Here is a 16,866-nt window from a genome sequence, read left to right as displayed (position 1 = left end):
GACGGCCCGTCACCGCCGTGCGTGGTCACGGAAACCACGCCCCGTCTTGCGGCCCAGGCAGCCCGCCGCCACCAGGTGCTCCAGCAGCGGCGCCGCCGCCAGGCCCGGCTCCCGGAACTCCTGGTGCAGCACCTGCTCGATGGTCAGCGACACGTCCAGGCCCACCACGTCCAGCAGTTCGAAGGGGCCCATCGGGTAGCCGCAGCCCAGCTTCATCGCGGTGTCGATGTCGTCCACCGTCGCGTAGTGCTCCTGCAGCATCCGCACCGCGTCGTTCAGGTACGGGAACAGCAGCGCGTTCACGATGAACCCGGCCCGGTCGCCGCACTCCACCGGGTGCTTGCGCACCTTCGCGCACAGCTCCAGCACCGTCGAGGTGACGTCCTCGGCGGTCAGCACCGTGGAGACCACCTCGACCAGCTTCATGGCCGGCGCCGGGTTGAAGAAGTGCATCCCGATCACGTCCTGCGGCCGGGAGGTCGCCGTCGCGCAGGAGATCACCGGCAGGCTCGACGTCGTGGTGGCGAGCACCGCGCCCGGCTTGACGATCTTGTCCAGGGTGCCGAACAGCTCGCGCTTGACCGCCAGGTCCTCCGCCACCGCCTCCATCACCAGGTCGACCTCGGCCAGGTCCTGGTACGAGCCGGTCGGGGTGACCAGCGCCAGCGCCGCGTCCCGGGCCTCCCCGGTCAGCCGGCCCTTGGCCACCGAGCGCTCCAGCGACTTCGCCAGCTGCGCCTTCGCCCGCTCCGCCTTCTCCTGGCTGCGGGCCGCCAGCAGCACCGGGAAGCCCGCCTTCGCGAACACCTCCACGATGCCGGTCGCCATCGTCCCGCTGCCGCACACGCCGACGCTGCGCACCTCGCGGCCGGCCGCCCGCGGCTCCGCCGCCGCCCCGTCCCCGGCGACCGCCTTGGACGAGCCGGGGGCCTCGTAGGTGTAGAAGCCGCGGCCCGACTTGCGGCCCAGCAGGCCCGCCGCGACCAGCTGCCCGAGGATCGGCGCCGGGGCGTGCAGCCGGTCCCGGGACTGCTCGTACATCGCCTCCAGCACGGTCCGGGCGGTGTCGATCCCGATCAGGTCCAGCAGCGCCAGCGGGCCCATCGGCAGGCCGCAGCCCAGCCGCATCGCCGCGTCGATGTCCTCCCGGGTCGCGTACCGGGACTCGAACATCGCCGCCGCCTGGTTCAGGTACGCGAACAGCAGGCCGTTGGCGATGAAGCCCGCCCGGTCGCCCGCCGACACCGGCTCCTTGCCCAGGTCGCGGGCCAACTCGGCGACCTGGTCCGCCGCCTGGGGGGAGGTCAGCACGGTGCGGACCACCTCGACCAGCTTCATGGTGTGCACCGGGTTGAAGAAGTGCACGCCCAGCACCCGCTCCGGGCGGGCGGTGGCCGCCGCGATCCGGGTCACGCTCAGCGCGGTGGTGCCGGTCGCCAGCACCGTCTCCGGCGGGCAGATCCGGTCCAGCTCGGCGAACAGGGCGCGCTTCAGCTCCAGGTCCTCCGGGACCTCCTCGACCACCAGGTCCGCTGCGGCCGCCGCCGTCAGATCGGCGCCGACCTCGATCAGCGCCAGCAGCGCCGCGCGCTCCTCGGCGGTCAGCCGCTCACGCTCCACCGCCCGCGCGGTGGCCGCCTCGATCCGGGCCAGCGCCCGCACCGCCTCGCTCGGACCGGCCTCCACGCCGATCACCCGCCGGCCGCTGCGCGCGACCGCCACGGCCACCCCGGCACCCATGGTGCCCAGGCCGACCACGGCAACAGTGGGGAAGGGACGCTCCATGTCCAGACTCCTTGTCATGGGCCCCGTGCCCCGGCCCCCGCCACCGTCCGGCCGCGACGACGCGACCCCGGACGGAGGGTGTGACGGGGGAGGGTGTGCCGGCGGCACGGGAGAAACGGGAACGGAAGGAAGAACGCGGCGACCCGCCGTACGGACCGGTCCGCTCCGGTTCCGTCGAGGGAAACACCGTGGTGCCCGGCCGCTCCGAAGGGATCGAGAAGCGACGCCGACGCGCACACAAGGAAAGAAACGCCACCCGCCGGTGCGGCTCCCGAAGCCCGGCGCTGGTGCGTGCGGACACTGTAGCCCAGCTACTCACGGGTAGGAAGAGGGGAAGGCGACGTTCCTACTGCTGTTCGTCCCTACCGTGTCCCCATGACTGCTTCACGTCCGCAGATGAGTCCCGAACAGTTCGAGGCGATCGACGGGGCTGCGGAGAGACAGGACGTCGCGCTCGAGTTCACCGCCGGGCGGTTGGGCGTCAAACCGCTGCCCGACGGCAACCACGGCGAGACGGTGATGTGGCTTCTGGAGTGCTGCCTCACTCAGCGGCCGGATCTGAGGCTGTACCCGACGTCCCGTCTCCGCACCGGCCGAGGGGGCGTCGCCAAGCCCGACGGTCTGCTGGCCCGGCGACGCGCCTTCGCGGGCCGGGGCCGCTGGGCCGAGCCCGAGGACGCCTTGATGGTGGTGGAGGTGACCTCGTACGACGCCGACGCCAACCGGCGTGACCGGGTGGAGAAGCCGGTCGCCTACGCGGAGGCCGGTATCCCGGTGTTCCTCCTGGTGGACCGGGACGCCGGTGCGGTCTCGGTGCACAGCGAGCCGGAGGGCGGGCGCTACCTGAGCGTCGTGACGCTGGCCTACGGGCACGTGGTGGAGCTGCCGGGGCCGGTGAACGTCACGCTCGACACCGAGGAGCTCAAGGAGTTCGCCCGCTGAGAACGCGGAACGGCCCGCCCGGAGGGTTCCGGGCGGGCCGTTCGGATGTGCGGGGTGGGTCAGTGCGCCATGACCGGGACGGCGTCCTCGGCGTCGGCGTTCGCCGCGTGGGGGGCGGGCTTGCCGGCGTTGATCAGGGTGAAGGCGGTGACGCCCGCCAGCAGCAGGATGCCGAAGGCCCACCAGATGGCGGTGGAGTAGGAGTGCACCTGGACCTGGAGCTTGAAGAGGTCCGGGTTGGTGGCGGCCGCGGCGTGCGACTTGGCGTACGCGGTGGCGGCGCTGTTGGCGACGGTGCTCAGCAGGGCGGTGCCGATCGCGCCGCCGACCTGCTGGGAGGTGTTGACCATCGCGGAGGCGACACCGGCGTCGCGGGGCTGCACGCCGTAGGTGGCCAGGCTCATGGCGGGCATGAACGCGGTGCCCATGCCGAGGCCCATCAGGACCAGGCCCGGCAGGATCTGCCAGTACGAGGTGCCGACGTCGATCCGGGTGAGGATCAGCATGCCCAGCGAGGCGACCACGAAGCCCGGGGCCATCAGGAAGCGGGCCGGGACCCGGGTCATCAGGCGGGCGCCGATCTGGGTGGAGCCGGTGATCATGCCGGCCACCATCGGGAGGAAGGCCAGACCGTTCTTCACCGGGCTGTAGCCCAGCACCTGCTGCATGTAGAAGGTGAGGAAGAGGAACAGGCCGAACATGCCGATCACGGCCATGCCGAGCGAGAGGTAGACGCCGCCGCGGTTGCGGTCGGTGAGCACGCGCAGCGGCAGCAGCGGGGCCTTGACCCGGCTCTCGACGAACACGAACGCGGCCAGCAGCACCGCGGCGGCGACGAACAGCCCGATGGTGGTGGGGTCGGTCCAGCCGTCGCTCTCGGCGCGGGTGAAGCCGTAGACCAGCGAGACCAGGCCGGTGGTGACCAGCAGCACGCCCGGGATGTCCAGGCGGTTGCGGTTCAGGCCGCCGGCGGGCTCCCGGATGACCAGGACCGCACCGGCGATCGCGATCGCCGCGAACGGGATGTTGACGTAGAAGGTCCAGCGCCAGTTCAGGTACTCGGTGAGGACGCCGCCCAGGATCAGGCCGATCGCGCCGCCACCGCCGGCGACCGCGCCGTAGATGCCGAACGCCTTGGCGCGCTCCTTGCCGTCGGTGAACATCACCGCGAGCAGCGACAGCGCGGCGGGCGCGAGCAGCGCGCCGAAGACGCCCTGCAGGGCGCGGGCGCCCAGCAGCATGGCGGTGTTGGCGGCGGCGCCGCCGATCGCGGAGGCCGCGGCGAAGCCGATCAGGCCGACCGTGAAGGTCCGGCGGCGGCCCCACAGGTCCGCGACGCGGCCGCCGAAGAGCAGCAGACCGCCGAAGGCCAGCGCGTAGGCGGTGATCACCCACTGGCGGGTGCTGTCGGCGAAGCCGAGGTCGATCTGGGCGCTCGGGAGCGCGATGTTCACGACGGTCGCGTCGAGCACGACCATCAGCTGGGCGAGCGCGATGAAGACCAGCGCCTTCCACCGGCGCGGGTCCGGCTGGAGGGTGTCAGACATGGAGGGGTACCCACTTGTGTGCGAGAGCGTACGAGACGTTCGGAGTGTGCGGGGCCGCAGCGGGCGCCCGGAGCGGGGCGCTGCGGAGAGGTCTTGCGGAGAGGTCTTGGGACGGCGGTCGGGCCCGGGAGGTCAGGCGCGGGGCGGCAGGTCCTCCAGGGTGACGGGGCCGCCGGGCAGGACGGACCGGGCCGGCGCGGCCCGCAGGCCGTCCAGCAGCAGGAGCAGGTGGCGCCGGACCCGTGGGTCCAGGTCGAGGCAGTTGAAGCCGGGAAGCGGTCGGGTGAGCTGGGCCATGGCGACCACCACGTCGCCCGCGCCGATGTCGGTGCGGAGCAGGCCGTCGGCCTGGGCGCGGGTGATCAGGTCCTCGGTGACCTGCTTCATCTCCGCCCGCGCCTCGACGAGTTCGGGGTCGTTGGGGTCGATCGAGTCGGACAGCAGGGGGCAGAGCGCGCCGATCCGCTCGTCGGCGGCGGCGAGCACGAAGCGGCTGAACGCCGCGAACGAGTCGGGCTCCTCGGTGGCGGCCGCGTGCGCGTGCGCCACGATCCGCTCCATCACGGCGAGCGAGACCTGGTGGATCAGCGTCCGGCGGTCGGCGAAGTTGCGGTACAGCGTGGCGTTGCCGACCCCGGCCCGGCGGGCGATCTCGTCCAGCGGGGCCATCGCCCCGTACTCGACGAAGGCTTCCCGGGCGGCGGCCACGATGCGGGCCCGGTTGCGGCTGGCGTCCGCGCGCAGGCGGGGGGCGGCGGCGACGGTGGTCATGGTGCGCTCCCTTCGAGCGGCGGTCGCGGTGCGGGTGGTGCTGACGGTGCGGGTGGTACGGATGGTGCGGTGGTGACCGGTGTCGACTCCGGACCGGGGAGCCACTCCCCGTTTGTTGCCGACAGATGTCCAAACGGGGAGTAGGTCCCCGGAAATTTCATCATTCGATGTGACCTGCGTCACATCTGTGGCGCCACGGACGGGTGAAGTCCCGGCCCGGTCGCCCGGCGGGCGCGGCCGGGCCCGCCAGGATGGGGCCATGAGCACTGCCGAACCCCGCGGCGAACGGGCGGCCGCGGCCCGGCTGGTGGCCACCCGGCTGGCGGCCGAGGGCGTCGACGGCGTGATCGTCGGCTGGGTCGACAACGCCGGCGTCACCCGGGTCAAGACCGTCCCCGTGCAGGGCCTGGAGTCCGCCGCCCGCTGGGGCGTCGGCGCCGCCCCCTGCTTCGACGCCTTCCTGGTCGACGACTCGCTCGCACCGGGCGGCGGCCCGGTCGGCGACCTCCGCCTGGTCCCCGACCTGGCCGGACTGCACCGCCTCGCCGCCCAGCCCGGCTGGGCCTGGGCCCCCGGCGACCGCTACGCCCAGGACGGCACGCCCCACCCCGGCTGCCAGCGGCTGTTCGCCCGCCGCGCCGCCGACGCCCTCACCGCGCGCGGGCTCGCCGTGCTGGCCGGCATCGAGGTCGAGTGGATCGTCGAGGGCGGCGGGGACGGGGCGGCCTTCGAGGACGGCCCCGCGTACGGCATGCGCCGGCTGATCGGCCACGGCGACTACCTGCGCGACCTGCTGCGCGCCCTGCGCGAGCAGGACCTGACGGTGCTCCAGCTCCACCCCGAGTACACCGAGGGGCAGTTCGAGCTCTCGGTGGCCCCCACCGGCCCGGTCGAGGCCGCCGACACCGCCCTGCTGGTCCGCCACACCGTCCAGGCCGTCTCGCACCGGCACGGCCTGCGGGCCTCCTTCGCCCCCGTCACCGACCCCGAGGGCGTCGGCAACGGCGGCCACCTGCACCTCAGCCTCTGGCGGGACGGCCGCAACCTCGGCCACGGCGGCGACGGGCCGCACGGCCTGACCTGCGAGGCGGAGGGCTTCCTGGCCGGTGTCCTGGCCGAACTGCCCGCGCTGCTCGCCCTCGGCGCCCCGTCCGTCGCCAGCTACCTGCGGCTCGCCCCCGGCCGCTGGTCCGGACCGTACCGCTGCTGGGGGCGGGAGAACCGGGAGGCCGCGCTGCGGCTGATCACCGGCTCCGCGCCCGAGCAGGCCAACGCCGAGGTCAAGTGCTTCGACGCCGCCGCCAACCCCTACCTCGCGGTCGGCGGCGTCCTCGCCGCCGGCCTGGCCGGCCTCGACCGGGGCCTGCGACTGCCCCCCGAGACCACCGGCGACCCGGACGGCGCCGCCGAACGCCTCCCGGCCTCGCTCGGCGCGGCCACCGCCGCCCTGCGCGGCTCCGCGGTGCTCGGCGCGGCGCTGGGCGAGCAGCTGCTGCGCTCCGTGCTCGCCGTCCGCGAGGCCGAGGCCGCCCGCTTCGCCGGGCGGACGGCCGCCGAGCTGGTCGACGCCGTCCGCTACCGGTACTGACGCGGGAACCGCGCTCCCTTTCCCACTCCGTGTCACGAGTCGCTGCGGAATTCGGAATCCGAATTCTGTGCTCACGAGATCCGTGAGGTCTCCATGTTGGGCGGGCGTCATATCTGCGCGGGCGTCTGCGGTGTAGAAGTCGAACCCTCCAGCCGTTCCGAGAACATCGGCACGGAGCCGACCTGACGTCCTGTATCCAGCGCCAGAGCCGACTGTATCCTTCTCATTGTCCGCTCAAGGCTGATCGTGGCCGGGGACCTTGTATGGATCGCCTAGTCCATTCGTGTCATGAACCATGATCGCTGCCTGGCCTGTCACAACATAGTACGTGTGGAGTTGGGAGACGGTGGCGTTATGGAATTTGGTGGCGTCCTTGAACTGGAGAAACCCCGCACCAATTCTCCTGGACCGTATCCACCGCAGTCCTGATGAATGCGTCGCGACGCCCACCCAAGGCTCGAATGTTGTGGCGCCTTCTGCCCATATCTTCGAAATCGAGGTGCTCTGCGCTCGCTTCGAGGGCGGTCCGAGATCTTCTGGCAGAAGTCGTTGGAGCTCTGGAATATTTGCCAATCCAAGCATCTCTGACGTCAGGCGTCGATGTACCTCTGAATTTCAGTTCATCCTCCCGGATTCCAGGAAACCCATAGTTCAGGCCTTCCGAAAAGAGATCGCTTCCGTGGGCGCCGCGGCCCCGCCGAGGGAGCCCGGCGGGGCCGCAGTCATGATTGCGTTGATCGACGAGGAGAGCTTCGCGTCAGGGTTTCGGATCTGCCAATTCCGAGGGCGCTCCTCAGGGCAGCACCTGAAGGTAGCCGGCGCGGAGGTTTAGCATTCCCGAATTGGCAAGGCCGAGAGCGCCGTCCCCCACGAAGAATCCTTTTTCTTTGGATGTGCGGAGAGCGAGTATTCTCCACAGTTCTTTGACAAATTCCTTCATGGCCGAGTCCGACTGATCGACCGATGCCGCCCACCGGCCGACCTGAAGAACTCCCGGGGGGCCTTCGATGCTGCGGACCCACTGTACAACCGGGCCGATCTGAGGGCCATAAATCTTCCCGTTCGTTCGAATTTCTGATGGCAGGGAAGGGTGCGTTTCCGGATTCCAGATGGAAACCAGCTTGCTGCAGTCCGAAATACTTTCCCTCACCGGGGGAGTGTAGCCACTCTCCCATGGGATCGAATCGATGATGCCCACCGACTGGAACCTTGACCTGATGGCAGCAATGAGCAGCTCTTCGTCATTTCCTGTCAGGAATATTTCAGCTACGCGCTTCATTTTCCGATATGCCTATTCGGGTTACTTTTTCGGATACATGACAATTGGCCCATTTCCATATCTCCCGATAAACCAGGCGGCGACGGTCTCCCTCAAGTCCGGCGTCACTCCGTCTGCCACCACTCTGATTTATTGTTCGGATTGTATATCCGCTCCTCCGGCAGGTCCAGGCCGGTAGTCCGGTCGACGCCGCCATGGGCGTGAATCCAATCGGGATTGGCATCAAGAATTTCGTCTCGCAGTTCTGCAAGCTGGGCAACGGTGGATGGCTTTCCTCGGGATCCGTAAGGATTCGGGGGGATCCTGGGATTCGCGCCATTCGCGCAGTCACACTTTTTTGAATGAGGTCGGGGAGTGGTGACACTGCCGCCGCAGTTGTGCACCAGGACTGGAGTTGAGCCCGCCAACACATAGTAGGTGTGGAGTTGGGCAACGGTGAGGTTGTACATGTCGGCTTCACCGGCGACGGACCGGTGTTCGACGACGCGGACATGACTGCCGCCTGCGGTGACGAGATCATGCCCGGGGGTCAGTTCCCCAGCGGGGACCCAGGTGCGGGTGGTGTCGTCCCAGAACGTGTGCTTGGAGGTCGTGTGGACTGTCTCCGTATTGCCTTCCTGGGTCTGGACGGTGAGGTCGACCAAGTCGAGATCGTGATTGACCCACGTGGCTGTGACTTCGCGCCGCCTTGCTCCCGGGCCGTCCCAGGATCGGCCGACTCGACCTTGTCCCCGATGTCCACGGACCCGATCGACGGCGTCACATCGGTCCGGTCCGCGCCCTTGTAGTCGACGCTGGACGACCGGAGCGCGCCCGCGCCTGACACCAGGGTGGTGGTGACCGGTCGGCCCATGTCGTCGTAGGCGGTCCTGGTGACGGACGGGCCGGTCTGGTTGTTCTCGACGAACAGCGTGGTGCCCGGCGCCGTGGTGGTGTCGGCGTAGGGGGAGATCGAGGAGACCTGCCAGCCGTGCGAGTCGTAGAACGTGGAGGCGATCAGGCGACCCGCCGAGTTGTTGGCCGTGGTGGTCTGGGCCTGCCTGGCGCCGTGCACAAGCCCGTCGACCGGTGGCGGCTGTCCGACACCGTGAACGACACGAGGGGTAACAACCTGACCGCTTCGGCCTCGGTATCGTTCGTCTCCGATGCGACCCGGAACTCGAAGGTCCTTTCCCTGCCTGGGACTTCCGACGCCCTGGTCAGCACCGCTGGACAGAGCGTGGACACGTCCGGAAGCTACACGGTGTCGGCCTGGGCCTACCTGGCCAACACCAATGGGTACTCGACCGTCGTCGGGCAGTCGGGCACCAACACCAGCGCGTTCTATCTGCAGTACAACAAGCAGTACAACGCCTGGACGTTTGTCATGCCGAGCAATGACGCGGCAAGCCCGAACACCTGGAGCGCGGCCTACGCCAAGACCCCGCCGGCGCTCAACACCTGGACCCATCTGGTGGCGACCTTCGACGCCACCACCGGGGCCATGACCCTCTATGTGGACGGCAAGGCCGCCGCCACCGCGACCAACTCGTCCCCGTGGGCCTCCACCGGCCCTCTGACCATCGGTTCCGCGAAGACCGGCGACTACTTCCCGGGCCGGATCGGCGACGTCCAACTCTGGAAGACCGCGCTGCCTCCCGCCGGTGTCACCGCGCTCAACTCCCCCCAGCCCGTGCTGACCCAGCTCAGCTGACAATCCGGGACCGCGATGGCCCCGACCGCCCCCAGCGGTCGGGGCCATCGCGGTCCCGGAAAACCGGGGGACGGGGTGTGCGTACGCGTGGTACGAAGATCGAATGACTAGTTACTGGACGGGTGAACGGGTCCGCCTGCGGGCGGTCGAGCCGGAGGACGGGGGGCTGTTCGCGCGGCTCACCGCGGAGGAGGAGCGGCTCGGTGATCTGCTCAACCCGCCGAAGTCGGCCGAGGGTTGGCAGGCGTTCGCGCGGGAGAAGGCCGGGGCGGACCCGAGCGAGGACAGCTATCAGCTGGTGATCGAGTCGGTGGCCGACGGGGCGGCGGTCGGGGCGATCGGCGTGTACCGGGCCGACCCGCGCAGCGGCTGGTTCGAGTACGGGATCACCGTCGCGGAGGAGCACCGCCGCAAGGGCTACGCCGGGGAGGCCGTCCGGCTGGTGCTGCGGCACCAGTTCGAGGAGCGGCGCTGCCACAAGGCCACCGCCCGGGTGTTCGGCCACAACACGCCGTCCCTCGCGCTGCAGGGGGCCATCGGCTTCACCGAGGAGGGCCGGCTCGGGCGGCACGTCTTCGTCCGGGGCCGCCACGTCGACGTGGTGCTGTTCGCGCTGTTCGCCGAGGAGTTCTACGCGAAGTACGGCGAGCCGGGCGAGTTCTGAGCAGGCCCTGCACGTTTCTGCATGTTGTTGGCCGGGGGCGGACCGCCGGGGGCGCGGCCCCGCCCCCGGCGGCCCGGGCTCAGGGGAGTGCCGCGAACGGGCCGAAGAGCGCGGCCCACTGGAGCAGCAGGACGGTCTTGCCGTCGGCGATCCGGCCGTCCCGGGTCATCAGGAGGGCCTCGGTGAAGGGGAGTTCGAGCACCTCGATGTCCTCGCCGTCCGAGGCCAGCCCCCCGCCGGGGCCGGTCCGGTCAGTGGCCCGGTACGGGGCGGCGTAGCAGTACACGCGTTCGGTGACCGATCCCGGACTCATGAAGGCGTCCGACACCAGGGTGAGCGGCCCGAGTTCGACGCCCAGCTCCTCGGCGCTCTCCCGCCGGACCGCGGTCTCCGGGTCGTCCGCGTCCAGCAGTCCGGCGGCGGCCTCGATCAGCATGCCGTCCGGGTGGCCGTTGACGTACGCGGGGTAGCGGAACTGCCGGGTGAGCAGGACCAGGCCGCGCCCCGCGTCGTACGGGAGGACGGCGGCGCCGTTGCCCCGGTCGTAGGTCTCGCGCTGCTGGGTGGTCCAACTCCCGTCGCGGCGGCGATAGTCGAAGGTGGTGCGGCGCAGCACGTGCCAGCCCTGCGAGGTGAGTTCCACCTCGCGGACCCGGACGTCCGGGTTGCGGTGCAGCCCGCGTCCGGCCCGGTCGAGGCCGGTCCGCCCGCGGTAGTCCGGGAGGTCGATGCCCGGCTGCCCGCGGCGGGGGGTGGCGGGGAGGTGGTCGGCGGTCATGGACGGCTACGATACACGCAGAAACGTGCAACAACGGGATGGAACAAGAGATGCTGGCTGCCGAACGGCGTGACCACCTGCTCGACCTGCTGGCCCGGGAGGGGAAGGTGGTGGCCAAGGACGTCGCCGCCGACCTGGGCATCTCCGAGGACAGCGTCCGGCGCGACCTGCGCGACCTGGCCGCCGAAGGGCTCTGCCAGCGGGTCTACGGCGGGGCGCTGCCCGCCTCGCCCGCCGAGGCGGGCTACGCGGCCCGCCGCGCGGTGACGCCGGGCGGCAAGCGCCGGGTCGCGGCGGCGGCCCTCGGGCTGGTCCGTCCGGGCGGCACGCTGATCCTGGACGGCGGCACCACGGCGCTGGCGGTGGCCGAGCAGCTGCCGCCGGACCTGGACTGCACGGTGATCACGCACAGTCCGACGGTGGTGGCGGCCCTGCTGGAGCACCCGCGGGCCGAGCTCTTCCTGCTCGGCGGCCGGGTGTTCAAGCACTCGGCGGTGGCCTGCGGGGCCGCCGCCGTCGAGGCCGCGCAGAACGTCTCGGCCGACCTCTGCCTGCTCGGCGTCACCGGCGTGCACCCGGACGCCGGCCTGACCACGGGCGATGCCGACGAGGCCGCGATGAAGCGGGCGCTGGCGGGCCGGGCGGCCGAGACCTGGGTCCTGGCCTCGGCCGAGAAGATCGGCGCGGCCTCCCCGTTCCGGGTCCTCCCGTGGGAGCGGATCGCCGGCCTGGTCACCGACGCCGACCCGGCGCACCCCGCCCTGGAACGGCTCGCCGCCGCGGGCGTCGAGATCCTGCCCGCCCCCTGACGGCGGTCCGGCCGCTCGTCCGGGGGCGGGCAGGCCACCCTCGGACGAGCCGGTCCCGCGGTCCTACAGGCCGAGGGCCTCGGCGGCCAGCGCGGTGCCCTTGACCCGGGCGGCGATCTTGGCGAAGGCGGTCTCCCGGGAGGTGGAGGTGTCGTCGGCGAACGGGGAGAAGCCGCAGTCGTCGCACGTCCCGAGCTGGTCCACGGGGATGTGGCGGGCGGCGGCCAGCACCCGGTCGCGGACCTCCTCCGGGGTCTCCACCCGGGGGTCGACCGGGTCGGTCACGCCGACGAAGACCCGTACGCCCGGCCGCAGTTGGTCGGCGATGACGGCCAGCACCCGTTCCGGGTCGGTCTCGCTCGCCAGCTGGACGTAGAAGTTGCCGACGTTCAACCGGAAGAGGGCGGGCAGCAGGTCGGCGTAGTCCACGTCCAGGCTGTGGGTGGAGTCCTGGTCGCCGCCCGGGCAGGTGTGCACGCCGATCCGGGCCCGCTCGGCCTCGGTGAAGCGGTCCAGGACCTGGTTGTTCAGGGCGACGAAGTCGTTCAGCAGGCCGCCGCTCGGGTCCAGCTTGAGCGACAGCCTGGCCTCGGTGAAGTCGAGCTGGACGGCGTGCGCGCCACCCTCCAGGCAGCCGCGGATGTCGGCCTCGGCCTCGTCGGCGAGGTCCCGCAGGAAGTCCTCGCGGGCGTACCCGGCGATCCCGTCCGCCGGGTAGAGCAGGCTGAGCGCGGACGGGGCGATCACCGCCTGCTTCACCGGCAGTTCGGTGTGCCGCCGGGCGTCGCGCAGGTACTGGGCGGCCCGGACCTGGTAGCGGAACGGTCCGGCGGTCAGCACCGGCAGCTGCCGGGTGTGGCCGTCCGCGAACGGGACGATCGCGCCGTCGGGCGCCAGCGAGGCCAGGCCCGCCACCGGGTAGGTGAGGAAGCTCGGCTTGGCCTGCTCGCCGTCGACCAGCACGGGGCTGCCCAACTCGGCGAGCCGGGACAGGGTTTCGGCCGTGGCGGCCTCCTGGTGCTTGGCCAGTTCGGCGTCGTCGATCCGGCCGGCCGCGTGGTCGGCGAGAGCGGTCAGCAGGGTGCGCGGGCGCGGCAGGGAGCCGATCGCCTCGGTGGGAATGGTCATGCCGCCGACCCTAGAAACCCCGCGCGGGTCGCCACAAGGGGCGCGCGAGGCGCACGGGCGTCCCAAGTGCGCTGGTGGGAAAAGAATATGACGCTGTTTCACCGGAACGGATGAGATTGCGGACGGCGGGAGGGGGAACCCCTCGCCGCCGCCTCCGGAGCCTGCCGTCCGTTCGGGCTCTCCCGTCCGTCCGGGCTCTCCCGTTCGTTCGAGGGCTGCCGTCCGTCCGGGGGCTACCGTCCGTCCGGGGTCTGGGCGGCCCGCAGGGCGCGCAACTCGCGGCCGAGCGCGGTGCGCTGCGCGGCGGTGAGGCCGGCGGCCAGCTCGGCGTCGGCGGCCTCGGCGGCCTCGGCGCAGCGGGCCAGCAGGCGGCGGCCCTCGGCGGTCAGGGTGAGGACCTGGCGGCGGCGGTCCTCGGGGTCGCGGACGCGTTCGACCGCGCCGAGCGCCTGGAGCTGGTCGGCCAGCGAGACGATCAGGCTCGGCACCACCCCCAGTCTGGTCGCCAACTCCTGCTGCGAGGCGGCGGATTCGGCGTCCAGGGCGGCCAGCAGCCCCGCGTGCTTGGGCTTCAGTCCGAGGGCCTCGACCCGGGCGGCGAAGCGGTCGGTGGCCAGGGCGCCGAGCGTCCCCAGATTGAAGACCAGGGTGGCCCGCAGTGCGGCCGCTCCCGGGGTGGCTGCTCCCTTGACATCGCTCATGCCCCGAACAATACTGCGGTCATATCGTTCATAGCTCGAATGATTCAGGGGGAGATGGAATGGATGTCCTGTCGACGGCCAACGCGCTCGGCGCGCTGCTCGGCGCGGCGTCGAGCGTGCTGGGGGTGGCCCGGCCCGGGCTCGGACTGCCCGCGGGCGCACCGGTCACGGCCGGGGTCCGGGTGTACGTCCGGGCGTACGCGGTGCGGGCCGTCCCGCTGGGGCTGGCCACGGCGGCGGCGGTCCTGGCGGGCGACCCCGCGACGGCCCGGGCGCTGCTGCTGGTGTCCGGCGCCGCGCAGGTGGGGGACTCGGCGATCGGCTTCCGGCAGCGCAACCTCGGCATGGGGTGCGGCGCGGGGGCCCTCGCCGTCCTGCACCTGGCCACGGCCTGGTGGTCGGCCCGATGGGCGGGGTGGTGGGCGTGACGGGCATGGCGGCGGGCGGCTCGGCGGGCGGCCTGACGCTCCTCGGCGTGGCGGCCTTCGCCGTCGAACTGGCCGTCTACGCGGCCGCCGGGTGGTGGGGCTGGGCCCGGCCGGGGCGGCGCGCGTGGCGACTGTCCGCCGCCGTGGCCGCCGTGCTCGGACTCGCCCTCCCGTGGGGGTGGTTCGCCGCCCCGACCGCCAACCACCCGCTGCACGGGGCCGCCCGGGCGGTGTTCGAGCTCTGCTGGTTCGGCGCGGGCGCCCTGGCGGCCGTCCGGGCGCGGGATGCGCGGCGCGGGGCGCAGGGCGGCGGGTGAGGTGGGTCGCGGGGCGTGGCGGAGGACTGCGGCGGAAGCGGAGGCAAACCCTCCCCAGTCCCTTGGGCGGGGCTCGGCCAAGAGGCAACTGCCTTGAGTAAAGGGAGAGTTGAGATCATGTCGCCGTCCTTGTTGGGCATGAGCACGCCCGGCTAGCGTCGGACGCCAGCCGCAAGGCTCCAGGGACACACCGGCCCGTCGACGGTTCCAGAACCCGCGACGGGCCTTGCTCCGCCACGGACCCGGCCACCCACTCCGGGCCCGCGGCGCGGGCGCGCACCGCTTCCGGTCACCCCAGCCACAGGAGGCATTCCCCCATGCGCACTCTCCCCGCAGCAGCCCGCCGGACGGCCCTCGCCGCCGCCGGCATCGCCGCCCTCACCCTCTCCGCCCTGGCCGGCACCGCCCCGGCCGGCGCGGCCACCGGCCCGCAGGTGCACTCCAAGGACGGCACGTCCTGGGTCCGGGCCTGCGACACCCTCGCCAAGGGCGACACCATGGCCTGCCACGCCCTGCGCGTGACCAGCACCACCGAGGCCGTCCGGGCGTTCGGCGTCACCCCGAACGCCACCCCGTCCGGTTACGGGCCCGCCGACCTGCTGAGCGCGTACAAGCTGCCCGCGAACGGCGGCGCCGGCATGACCATCGCCATCGTCGACGCCTACAACGACCCCAACGCCGAGTCCGACATGGCCGTCTACCGCTCCCAGTACGGGCTCCCCGCCTGCACGAAGGCCAGCGGCTGCTTCAAGCAGGTCAACCAGACCGGCGGCTCCAGCCTCCCCGCCAACAACTCCGGCTGGGCCGGCGAGATCTCGCTCGACCTCGACATGGTCTCCGCGATCGCCCCCAACGCGCACATCATCCTGGTCGAGGCCAGCAGCGCGACCATGGGCAACCTCGGCACCTCGGTCAACACCGCGGTCTCGCTCGGCGCGAAGTTCGTCTCCAACAGCTACGGCGGCGGCGAGTCCTCCGCCGACACCTCCTACGACTCCTCGTACTTCAACCACCCGGGCGTCGCCATCACCGTCTCCTCCGGCGACTCCGCGTACGGCGCCCAGTACCCGGCCGCCTCCAAGTACGTGACGGCGGTCGGCGGCACCGCGCTCAAGAAGGCGTCCAACACCCGCGGCTGGACCGAGAGCGTCTGGCTCACCAACTCCACCGAGGGCACCGGCTCCGGCTGCTCCAAGTACGACGCCAAGCCCACCTGGCAGAAGGACACCGGCTGCACCAAGCGCACCATCGCGGACGTCTCGGCCGTCGCCGACCCCGCGACCGGCGTCGCCGTCTACCAGACCTACGGCGGCAGCGGCTGGGCCGTCTACGGCGGCACCAGCGCGGCCGCCCCCATCATCGCGGGCGTCTACGCCCTGGCCGGCGCCCCCGCCACCGGCACCAGCCCGGCCTCCTTCCCCTACGCCCACACCACCGCCCTCTTCGACGTCACCACCGGCAACAACGGCAGCTGCTCCCCCTCCTACCTCTGCACCGCCACCACCGGCTACGACGGCCCCACCGGCCTCGGCACCCCCAACGGCACCACCGCCTTCCACAGCTGACACCCCCTCCCCATCCCGACCGAGGCCGCCGCCCATTCCCCCAGGGGCGGCGGCCTCGCCACGTCGCCCCCGAAAATCGCACCGGGAGTGCACCCCATCGGGCCCTCGGGTCTGCGAGGCGCCGTTCGGAGTCGGTGCTGTGGGCGGTCGGTCAGGGGATCTGACGGTAGACCTCGCCGCGGTGGCCCACGGCCAGGACCCAGACGATCAGCTCCCCGTTCTCGACGGTGCAGACGACTCGATGGTCACCGACCCGGAGGCGCCATCGGGCCGCGTGCCCTTGGAGTGCCTTGACGTCGAACGCTGTCGTGTCGCCGATGTCCATCGCCTTCTGGAACTCGGCGAGCCGACGCAGGATGCGCAGGGCGTCGGGGCGCTCGATCTTCAGCAGGTCCCGTTGTGCCCGGGGAGTGAAGCGCGTGACATGACCCATCGGGCATCAGCCCTCGTGGCTGCGGAGGAGCGCTGCCATCTCTTCCAGGGAGACGGATCCCTGCAGGCCCTCCGCTTCCGATTCGTCGGCCAGCTTGTTGAGCCAAGACTCCTCGGCGGCCTCCGCTATCCGGCGTAGACGCTGGTACTCCTCGATGTCGATCACCACGGCCTCCTGCTTGCCGCGTCGGGTGATGATCGTCGGGATCTCCTCGCGGCGTGCCCGGTCGATGACGTCGGCAAGGTGGCTGCGGACCTCGGCCATGGATTCGATCATCGGCTCACTCATGCAATGAATGTAACAGATGTACATCTGAGACCTTTGGATCACCCGTATCCGAAGCATCGGCACGGGCGGTTGTGGAAGGTCCGACATGCCTCGGCCGTTCGGCGTTGAACGGTGCCGGGGGTCGGCTGCCCGGCCCCGGGTGTCTCCGGG

Annotated in this window: 18 protein-coding genes; 8 read left to right on the top strand and 10 right to left on the bottom strand. The window is 71.5% G+C overall.

Annotation, left to right across the window (positions count from 1 at the left end; genetic code table 11):
* Positions 1–9: 9 nt before the first annotated feature.
* Positions 10–1,785, bottom strand: a complete 1,776-nt coding sequence (locus ACIQBJ_RS28160; RefSeq protein WP_400715997.1) for a 3-hydroxyacyl-CoA dehydrogenase family protein — start codon at positions 1,783–1,785, stop codon at positions 10–12.
* A 375-nt stretch (positions 1,786–2,160) separates the two neighbouring features.
* Here ACIQBJ_RS28160 and ACIQBJ_RS28155 point away from each other — a divergent pair, with 375 nt between their 5' ends.
* A complete protein-coding gene (locus ACIQBJ_RS28155) occupies positions 2,161–2,727 on the top strand; it encodes a Uma2 family endonuclease (RefSeq protein WP_400715995.1) in 567 nt (188 codons plus the stop codon).
* A gap of 59 nt (positions 2,728–2,786) precedes the next feature.
* On the opposite strand, the gene ACIQBJ_RS28150 is transcribed toward ACIQBJ_RS28155, so the two are convergent.
* Positions 2,787–4,274, bottom strand: a complete 1,488-nt coding sequence (locus ACIQBJ_RS28150; protein ID WP_400715993.1) for an MFS transporter — start codon at positions 4,272–4,274, stop codon at positions 2,787–2,789.
* 132 nt (positions 4,275–4,406) lie between these two features.
* A complete protein-coding gene (locus ACIQBJ_RS28145) occupies positions 4,407–5,045 on the bottom strand; it encodes a TetR/AcrR family transcriptional regulator (protein ID WP_400716322.1) in 639 nt (212 codons plus the stop codon).
* Positions 5,046–5,304: 259 nt separating this feature from the next.
* Between ACIQBJ_RS28145 and ACIQBJ_RS28140 the strand changes: the two genes are divergently transcribed.
* Positions 5,305–6,633, top strand: a complete 1,329-nt coding sequence (locus ACIQBJ_RS28140; protein ID WP_400715991.1) for a glutamine synthetase — start codon at positions 5,305–5,307, stop codon at positions 6,631–6,633.
* Between the two features lie 793 nt (positions 6,634–7,426).
* Here ACIQBJ_RS28140 and ACIQBJ_RS28135 read toward each other — a convergent pair.
* Entirely contained in the window at positions 7,427–7,912 is a 486-nt protein-coding gene (locus tag ACIQBJ_RS28135; RefSeq protein ID WP_400715989.1) for a hypothetical protein, read from the bottom strand.
* A 104-nt stretch (positions 7,913–8,016) separates the two neighbouring features.
* On the bottom strand, positions 8,017–8,556 hold the full coding sequence (locus ACIQBJ_RS28130; RefSeq protein ID WP_400715987.1) for a polymorphic toxin-type HINT domain-containing protein: 540 nt from the start codon (positions 8,554–8,556) through the stop codon (positions 8,017–8,019).
* 326 nt (positions 8,557–8,882) lie between these two features.
* Between ACIQBJ_RS28130 and ACIQBJ_RS28125 the strand changes: the two genes are divergently transcribed.
* Both ACIQBJ_RS28125 and ACIQBJ_RS28120 read left to right on the top strand, forming a co-directional pair.
* A complete protein-coding gene (locus tag ACIQBJ_RS28125) occupies positions 8,883–9,605 on the top strand; it encodes a LamG domain-containing protein (protein WP_400715985.1) in 723 nt (240 codons plus the stop codon).
* 103 nt (positions 9,606–9,708) lie between these two features.
* Entirely contained in the window at positions 9,709–10,269 is a 561-nt protein-coding gene (locus ACIQBJ_RS28120) for a GNAT family N-acetyltransferase (RefSeq protein WP_400715983.1), read from the top strand.
* Positions 10,270–10,348: 79 nt separating this feature from the next.
* On the opposite strand, the gene ACIQBJ_RS28115 is transcribed toward ACIQBJ_RS28120, so the two are convergent.
* Positions 10,349–11,047, bottom strand: coding sequence for an NUDIX domain-containing protein (locus ACIQBJ_RS28115; RefSeq protein WP_400715981.1), 699 nt, complete (start codon positions 11,045–11,047; stop codon positions 10,349–10,351).
* Between the two features lie 50 nt (positions 11,048–11,097).
* Between ACIQBJ_RS28115 and ACIQBJ_RS28110 the strand changes: the two genes are divergently transcribed.
* On the top strand, positions 11,098–11,856 hold the full coding sequence (locus ACIQBJ_RS28110) for a DeoR/GlpR family DNA-binding transcription regulator (protein ID WP_400715979.1): 759 nt from the start codon (positions 11,098–11,100) through the stop codon (positions 11,854–11,856).
* Positions 11,857–11,919: 63 nt separating this feature from the next.
* On the opposite strand, the gene ACIQBJ_RS28105 is transcribed toward ACIQBJ_RS28110, so the two are convergent.
* Positions 11,920–12,984, bottom strand: coding sequence for a cobalamin-independent methionine synthase II family protein (locus tag ACIQBJ_RS28105; protein ID WP_400715977.1), 1,065 nt, complete (start codon positions 12,982–12,984; stop codon positions 11,920–11,922).
* 233 nt (positions 12,985–13,217) lie between these two features.
* Positions 13,218–13,685, bottom strand: a complete 468-nt coding sequence (locus ACIQBJ_RS28100; RefSeq protein WP_400715975.1) for a MarR family winged helix-turn-helix transcriptional regulator — start codon at positions 13,683–13,685, stop codon at positions 13,218–13,220.
* Between the two features lie 59 nt (positions 13,686–13,744).
* On the opposite strand from ACIQBJ_RS28100, the gene ACIQBJ_RS28095 reads away from it, so the two are divergent.
* The 3 genes from ACIQBJ_RS28095 to ACIQBJ_RS28085 all read left to right on the top strand — a co-directional run bounded on the left by ACIQBJ_RS28095 (position 13,745) and on the right by ACIQBJ_RS28085 (position 15,995).
* Positions 13,745–14,113, top strand: a complete 369-nt coding sequence (locus ACIQBJ_RS28095; RefSeq protein ID WP_400715973.1) for a hypothetical protein — start codon at positions 13,745–13,747, stop codon at positions 14,111–14,113.
* Positions 14,114–14,118: 5 nt separating this feature from the next.
* A complete protein-coding gene (locus tag ACIQBJ_RS28090) occupies positions 14,119–14,430 on the top strand; it encodes a DUF2568 domain-containing protein (RefSeq protein WP_400716320.1) in 312 nt (103 codons plus the stop codon).
* A gap of 317 nt (positions 14,431–14,747) precedes the next feature.
* A complete protein-coding gene (locus ACIQBJ_RS28085) occupies positions 14,748–15,995 on the top strand; it encodes a peptidase S8 (protein ID WP_400715971.1) in 1,248 nt (415 codons plus the stop codon).
* Between the two features lie 151 nt (positions 15,996–16,146).
* Here the strand turns inward: ACIQBJ_RS28085 and ACIQBJ_RS28080 are convergent, their stop codons facing one another.
* Positions 16,147–16,428 carry a type II toxin-antitoxin system RelE/ParE family toxin gene (locus ACIQBJ_RS28080; protein WP_400715969.1) on the bottom strand — a complete coding sequence of 94 codons (282 nt, stop codon included), beginning with the start codon at positions 16,426–16,428 and terminating at the stop codon, positions 16,147–16,149.
* A gap of 6 nt (positions 16,429–16,434) precedes the next feature.
* Positions 16,435–16,704, bottom strand: coding sequence for a type II toxin-antitoxin system Phd/YefM family antitoxin (locus ACIQBJ_RS28075; protein ID WP_400716318.1), 270 nt, complete (start codon positions 16,702–16,704; stop codon positions 16,435–16,437).
* Between the last annotated feature and the right edge of the window lie 162 nt (positions 16,705–16,866).

The sequence above is a fragment of the Kitasatospora sp. NPDC088391 genome, from assembly GCF_044753345.1.
GTDB lineage: Bacteria > Actinomycetota > Actinomycetes > Streptomycetales > Streptomycetaceae > Kitasatospora.
This window is presented reverse-complemented; position numbering and strand designations above follow the sequence as displayed.